The organism is Streptomyces sp. NPDC111802, assembly GCF_055634335.1.
In genome coordinates this window covers 1-6,193 of record NZ_JBVKCZ010000128.1, presented here as the reverse complement: position 1 = coordinate 6,193, position 6,193 = coordinate 1, and the positions used below count along the sequence as shown (strand labels likewise).

General features: G+C 66.0%; 3 protein-coding genes and 1 pseudogene. 3 read left to right on the top strand and 1 reads right to left on the bottom strand.

The genetic code is table 11. The features are described from left to right. Positions 1-789: 789 nt before the first annotated feature. Positions 790-1,194 carry a hypothetical protein gene (locus ACZ7NC_RS44145; protein WP_471497749.1) on the top strand — a complete coding sequence of 135 codons (405 nt, stop codon included), beginning with the start codon at positions 790-792 and terminating at the stop codon, positions 1,192-1,194. Between the two features lie 157 nt (positions 1,195-1,351). On the opposite strand, the gene ACZ7NC_RS44140 is transcribed toward ACZ7NC_RS44145, so the two are convergent. Continuing rightward, on the bottom strand, positions 1,352-1,723 hold the full coding sequence (locus tag ACZ7NC_RS44140) for a transposase (RefSeq protein WP_471497747.1): 372 nt from the start codon (positions 1,721-1,723) through the stop codon (positions 1,352-1,354). Positions 1,724-4,878: 3,155 nt separating this feature from the next. On the opposite strand from ACZ7NC_RS44140, the pseudogene ACZ7NC_RS44135 reads away from it, so the two are divergent. Both ACZ7NC_RS44135 and ACZ7NC_RS44130 read left to right on the top strand, forming a co-directional pair. Beyond that, positions 4,879-5,382 (top strand): annotated as a pseudogene (locus tag ACZ7NC_RS44135) (transposase); the annotation flags it as partial. 88 nt (positions 5,383-5,470) lie between these two features. Further along, positions 5,471-6,136 carry a transposase family protein gene (locus ACZ7NC_RS44130; RefSeq protein WP_471497745.1) on the top strand — a complete coding sequence of 222 codons (666 nt, stop codon included), beginning with the start codon at positions 5,471-5,473 and terminating at the stop codon, positions 6,134-6,136. Positions 6,137-6,193 lie beyond the last annotated feature (57 nt).

Genomic DNA, 6,193 nt, shown 5'->3' with positions numbered 1-6,193 from the left:
ACGTGCACGCACCCCGCAAACCGCAGCCAGCGAAACAGCGCACGAAGAAGTCAACTACCCCACGGCCCCGCCGCACAGGTTAAAGATCAAGCTAGCACTGTCAACTTGTCATCTCCTGTTGGAAGGGCTCGGCCCAGGGCAGCGGTCTCGAACCGAACTGCCGTCCGCGTACGAGGGTGAGGGGCCTGCTCCAGGTCCGGCAGACCTGCTGGCCCCTGGGGCAGCGCGCTCGGCGAGCTGGAGAAAGCGTGTCCAGTCGCACCGTATGGCGGGGGAGAGGCGGTAGGGGTCGTCGCCGGTCTTGCGGCGCGGCACGTACGCGTCGCCAGGTGCGGCAAGTCTGTTGGGGTGACATGCGGGGTCTGGTGTGGTTGCCTCTTGACAGGTCGTCTAGCAGGGGAAGTTTGGGAAGCGTTACCGGTCTCCGCTGCCAGCCGGATTGGCACTCCACTCCGTGACCACACCGTTCGTTTTGAAGCGAAAGAGAAGAAGCGGGGGCAGGCCTACGCAGTCCGAGTGCCCTGCCACCTCAGCCGACCACTAGGAGAGGGGAACACCATGGGAGCTCACTCGAGGCGTGGTGTGCACGGGCGTCATCGGAGCGCGGGACCGTTGCGCAGGGCGCGCAGGATCCCGGTCGGTTTAGGAGTGAAGGCGACAGCGGTCGGACTGACCATCGCGGCCTGAGGCGTTCTCGGGTCGGGGCAGGCTCTGGCGGCGGATACGGCGGCTGCCCAGGGTGCGCCCGCGCAGGCGGCCCCGGCCCAGACGCCCACTGCAGAGCAGCAGGTGCTGGCTCAGCTTCCGCAGGGGCAGCTTCAGGAACTGGATCAGGTGGTCTCCAAGCTCACTGCGGAGCAACGCGGTGCCCTCGCCAGGGTCTTGTCGGCCCAGGCGTCGTCCCAGCAGGCAAATGCGCAGGCCCAGGCCGCTGCTGCGTCGGCATCGCCTCAGCAGACGTGGGCGCCACTGGCCCAGCAGACGTGGGCGGCACTGGCCCCGCTGATCCAATCGGCTCAGCAGGCTGTGCTGGCATCGGCCCAGCAGTTCCAGCAGGCTGCGGTGGCACCCTCTGCGGCGTTCACGCAGATGTCCTCGCCATACGGCATGGAGCCGGATGTTCTTGCGGCTGCGTCCGGAGCGCAGGCTGACATGTTCCAGGGTGGACCGGCGGGCGGGTTTTGGTTCGGCTGAGGGAACAGGCGAAGAGTGGTTGGCCGGCTGGGGGCGGGCCAGGCCGGCGCCGGCGTCCTCTCCACCACCCACCTGCGCGCCAGCACCACGAACCCCTTGCTTCCGTCGGAGCGCCGCACGATCTCGACTTCCACCCCGTGCGCCGCGAACGCCTGGGTCAGGGCCTTGCCTGGTAGGCGGAGTCGGCCCAGACCAGCTGCAGCATGCGGCTGGGCTCGGCCATGAACGCCTCGATCAGCTCGGGGGCGGCCTTGGAGTCGTGCACGTTGGCCGGGGTGACGGTGACCTCCAGGAGTAGGCCCCCGGTGTCGGTCAGGGCCTGCCGCTTCCGGCCGTCGCGCAGCTTGGCGCCGTCGCAGCCGCGGCTGTCGGCGCCGACGGTGTCCGCGCCGTCGATCGTCTGCGCATCCATCACCGCCGCCGTCGGTTCCGCCTCCCGGCCCTGCCGCTTGCCCTCGAGGCGTCGCAGCCGCTGGTAGAGCTCGCGCACGTAGCCGTGGCGGCAACAGCGCCGGAAGAAGTCGTACACCGCCCGCCACCAGGGAAAGTCAGCAGAAGGGCACGCCATTTCACGCCGTTGTCGATGACGTAGCGCCCCGCGTCGAGCATTTCTCGGTGGCTGTGCTCCTCCCGACGTCCGCCCCGGCCCCATCGACTTCCTCCTGCCCACGCCACCTGGGACAAGCCGCCGCTGCGACCGGACGGCGCCGGCGCCCAGGCGGACTCGCTGAAGACCACCTACGACGGGGCACCGGTGACCGGCCGGGACGTCTTCCAGCACACCCTCAACCAGGTGGCCCACCATCCCGGCATCGCCGCCCGGCCTGGACGACCTGTGCGCCGAGTGCCCCGCCTGCCCGTGGCGCGGTCCTGCGGGGGCGGACTGTTCACCCATCGCTACCGCTCCGACGGCCACCGAATTCGACAAGGTGGCGGACGCAGGGGATCACGGCCCGGCGGGGCCGCTTTTGCACTGTTCCGGGTCTACTGCGGGAGTGTGATGTGTGCCGCAGGCCGGTCGGGTGGGGGTGGGGTCCTCTCTGGAGTGGTGCTGTTCGGGTGGCGTGTTTTGTTGTGCGCCGCACAAAATCGGTGTGCTCGCGGGTTGTTTTTATTTGGCGTTTGATATGGCGGGGATCACGTTTGTCCGTGCGTAACGGGCGGGCTGATAGGTCATCTAACAAGTAACTCGGGAAAGCCGTTCCAGGGGAGGTGGGGAGAGGGGAACAGGGCGTCCTCTGCGTCCGGGCGCTACCTGGCCGCGTGAAATGGAGACATGCAGAACCCTTATGGGCTGGTTCTTCACTACTGAATCCAGCCCAGAATTCAGTAAACCAGAAAGAGTCCGTTCCGGGTTTCTCCGTCAGGTCGGTGAAGAGATGTTTCACGACATGAACACGAAGGGAGCAATGACATGGCTGGAAAACGCAGGAAGCCGTCTGCGGTGACGAGGCAGAAGCAGACCCTGAAGGCTGGTGCTGTGGCAGCTCCTCTTGCGGCAGGCATCATGCTGGGCGTGTCAGGCAACGCATTCGCCGACGATTTCGGGAACAGCGGCGGACCCGGCCAGAGCCACGGCACCCCTGAACGCGGGGACAGGGTGAAACGAGCCAGTGTTGCAGGCGCACTTAATAGCGGAAACCAGCAGGTAACGGCGGATATGCTGGTTAAGGCGCATAACCAACTTTGGAAGATTGGGCAGAACGCTCCCCGTAGTTACCCCAATGATCATCCGGTCGCCGCGTTCGGTAAGGAGATGGTATGCGGAATTGGGCGAGGAATGGGGGTCGTCACCTCGGATAGCAGGTGCTGGCAACCGGGGGAGCCCCTCAATGAGAGATCAGAGGCTCTAGGCGGCGGTCTGTTCACCAATGATAATGGCACTAATGAGGATGGCACTAGAATTGTGACTCCTGATTTCCGGGTGTACCTCAGTGACCAGCATTCCGAGTTGACGTCCGAGATTGAGGAGGAAGTGCAAAAGCACGCAAATGAATATGGCGCAAAGGTTTCGATCCACGATGACTATGGTCGTCTGATAAAGGTTGTCCAGCCCCAGTCATCGCCCAACAGCGATAACCAGGGCGCGGTCCTGGGTAGGCGCCTGCCGTCTGCGGAGGACGGTTCCATCAATCACAATAGGGTGACCCGTGGCGCTTCCTCGGGCAGCGAGGGGGAGCAGGGGCGGTCGCTGCAGCCCGAGTCGTCGAAGCCTTCGTCGCTGTCGTCGGATCTGTCGCAGGGGCAGAGCGGGAATCAGCAGGGTGTTTTGCCCGGTCCGACCAGTGGTACCGGAAGCCCGGCGACAGGCAGCATGATCGAAAAGGATCAGCACTCCGGTAATGGTGGTGGCCAGGGCGGCAGCGGCGGCAGTGCGGTAACGGCCGCCTCGTCCGTGGCCCCCCTCGCGGGCCAAGCGAGGCTGGGCAGTGGTGTTGATGCTGCTAGTGCGCCTGGTGTGGATCCGGTGCTGGTGAAGCAGGACGGCTCGAAGTCTGTCTCCTTGCCGGTTTCATCCGGAAGTGGCGGTCTGGGGGGTGTGTCTGGTAGCTCGTCCTCCTTGGATCAGTCGCAGTCTGCGGTGTCGAAGGAGCCGTCCGGTATGTCGTCGTCTGCGTCGCGGCAGGGCCAGCCGCCGAGTGCTCTCGAGGCGGTGTCGCAGTTGCAGGCGTCGCAGCAGTCGCGGTCGGTGGGGCTGGGTTTGACGTCTTCTATGCGGGGTGAGGGGGCTGGCACGCCGGCTGCTCCTGCGTCCAAGGGCGTGCCGGTAGCGGACATGTCTGCGCCTTCGGCTGCTGGCTGGGGTGAGGTTGCGGCGAAGCCTGTCGGGGATTCGATGGGGACGGATTACAAAGTGCTTTCGAGTGCCCCTGTTCAGGGGGCTGGCTCGATGGATGAGAAGACGCTTGCTGATCTCGGTACGGTGTTTGAGGGTCAGCCGTCGAAGCCGGTGACGGGGCAGCCTGCTCCTGTGCCGGGTTCGGGCGGGTTGTCGGCTGGAAACGTGGCCGCTCCTGTGGAGCAGCAGCCTGCGCCTGCGCTGTCGTTGGAGCCGGCTACGCCGTCTGCGGGTGGCCCTGCTGCGCCGGCTCAGCCTGGGCTGTTGGGCGGGGCTGCGCCTGCCCCGTCGGCTTCAAGTGAGGGTTCGGCTCCGGCTCCGGTTGCGCCTGTGCCTGTGCCTGTTCAGCAGGCTGGGATCCCGCAGTTTCAGTCCCAGGGCGTCCCCAGCGGGTCGGGCACCGCAGACAGCAGCGGCGGTTCTTTCTGAGGCGTGTTGGTCGCTGGCTGCCAGGACTGTCAGCGGCGTGTTCCCCTGCTAGGGAGCGCTACGCATTCGGTTCAGCCGGACTCTTGGGCAAGGGCGCACTCTGCATTGCGGGGCGCGCCCTCGTGCTGTGGCGCCAGACGGCGCAGCCAGTCGGCGACCCCGGAATCCGGCAGGTCATCGAAGCCGTTCCCGGGATTGAGTACCTGCTCGGTTGTAGCCGTGCGGGTGCGGTAGTAGTGGCGTTGCCAGCGAAGGTTCCAGGGCGGGTTCCACCATGGGTGGGAGTGTCCAATAGACGGCGGATCCGATGATCAAGGAGACGCCTGATGAGCGAGACAATCACCGAGCGCGATGCCGTGGAGGAGCCGGTCGTTGAGTCGGCCGCGGAGGCGGTGTCGGACGAGCGGTTGATCGGAATGCTGGTCGACCGTGCCCGTTCCGGCGGGCTGCAGTTGACCGGGGAGGGTGGGTTGTTGCAGCAGCTGACGAAGCGGGTGCTGGAGTCCGCCCTGGAGGGCGAGATCACCGATCACGTCGGCTATGGCAAGCCCGACGCAACGGGCAGGAACAGCGGCAACAGTCGGAACGGCACCCGGTCGAAGACTGTGCTGACCGACGTCGGGCCGGTCGAGGTGAAGGTGCCCCGTGACACCGCCGGCACGTTCGAGCCGCAGATCGTCCGCAAGCGGCAGCGCCGGCTGACCGGGGTCGACGAGATGGTGCTGTCGCTGTCCGCAAAGGGCCTCACGCATGGGGAGATATCGGCTCATCTGGCCGAGGTGTACGGGGCGGAGGTATCCAAGCAGACCATCACCACGATCACCGACAAGGTGATGGAGGGTATGGCCGAATGGCAGGCCTGCCCGCTGGACCGCGTCTACCCCGTCGTCTTCGTGGACGCCATCAACGTGAAGATCCGGGTTCTGTCGACGATCTTGTGATCCGGGCGGCTGAGCAGCTCGCGCCGACTGTTCGCGATCATGCATCGCGTGCTCTCATGATGTGCTCTTGGAGCTGTTTCCGTACCTGTCTGCGTTGCTGATCGAGGAGGTCGAGCGGCGACCGGACCAGGTAGTGCTGAGAACGCGGGTGCGGGCGACGACTGGGTCCTGTCGGTGCGGCCAGAGCTCGGCCCGGGTGCACGGTCGGTACGTACGCAGGCTGCGGGATGTCGCCGTGGGCGGGCTCGGTGTCGTGATCGAGTTATGCGTGCGTCGCTTCCGCTGCGAGAACCCTGCCTGCACGGCGGTGACCTTCGCCGAGCAGATCTCCGGACTGACCATCCCGCACAGTCGGCATACCCGGCTGCTGCGCGGAGCGTTGACGCAGATCGGGCTGGCTCTGGCAGGCCGGGCAGGAGCCCGGCTGGCGGCCGCGGTCGGCCTCACCGTGGGTAAGGACACGCTGTTGCGGCTGGTCAGGTCCCTGCCCGAGCCGGAGATCGGCGAGGTGGAGATCCTCGGTGTCGACGACTTCGCTTTCCGCAAGGGCCGCCACTACGGCACGGTCTTGATCGACATGGCCACCCACCGTCCGCTTCACCTCTACGACGGCCGCGACGGTGAGGACCTGGCCGCCTGGCTCCGCGATCATCCCGAGGTGAGGGTCATTTGCCGAGACCGTTCCAGCGGTTACGGGTACTACAGGGGAGGTTCGTGTCGGCTAGCGGGGTGATTCGTTGAGCCTGGTGTGGAGAAGACGCTGCGTGATGTGGAGTTGTGGGCGGAGTGG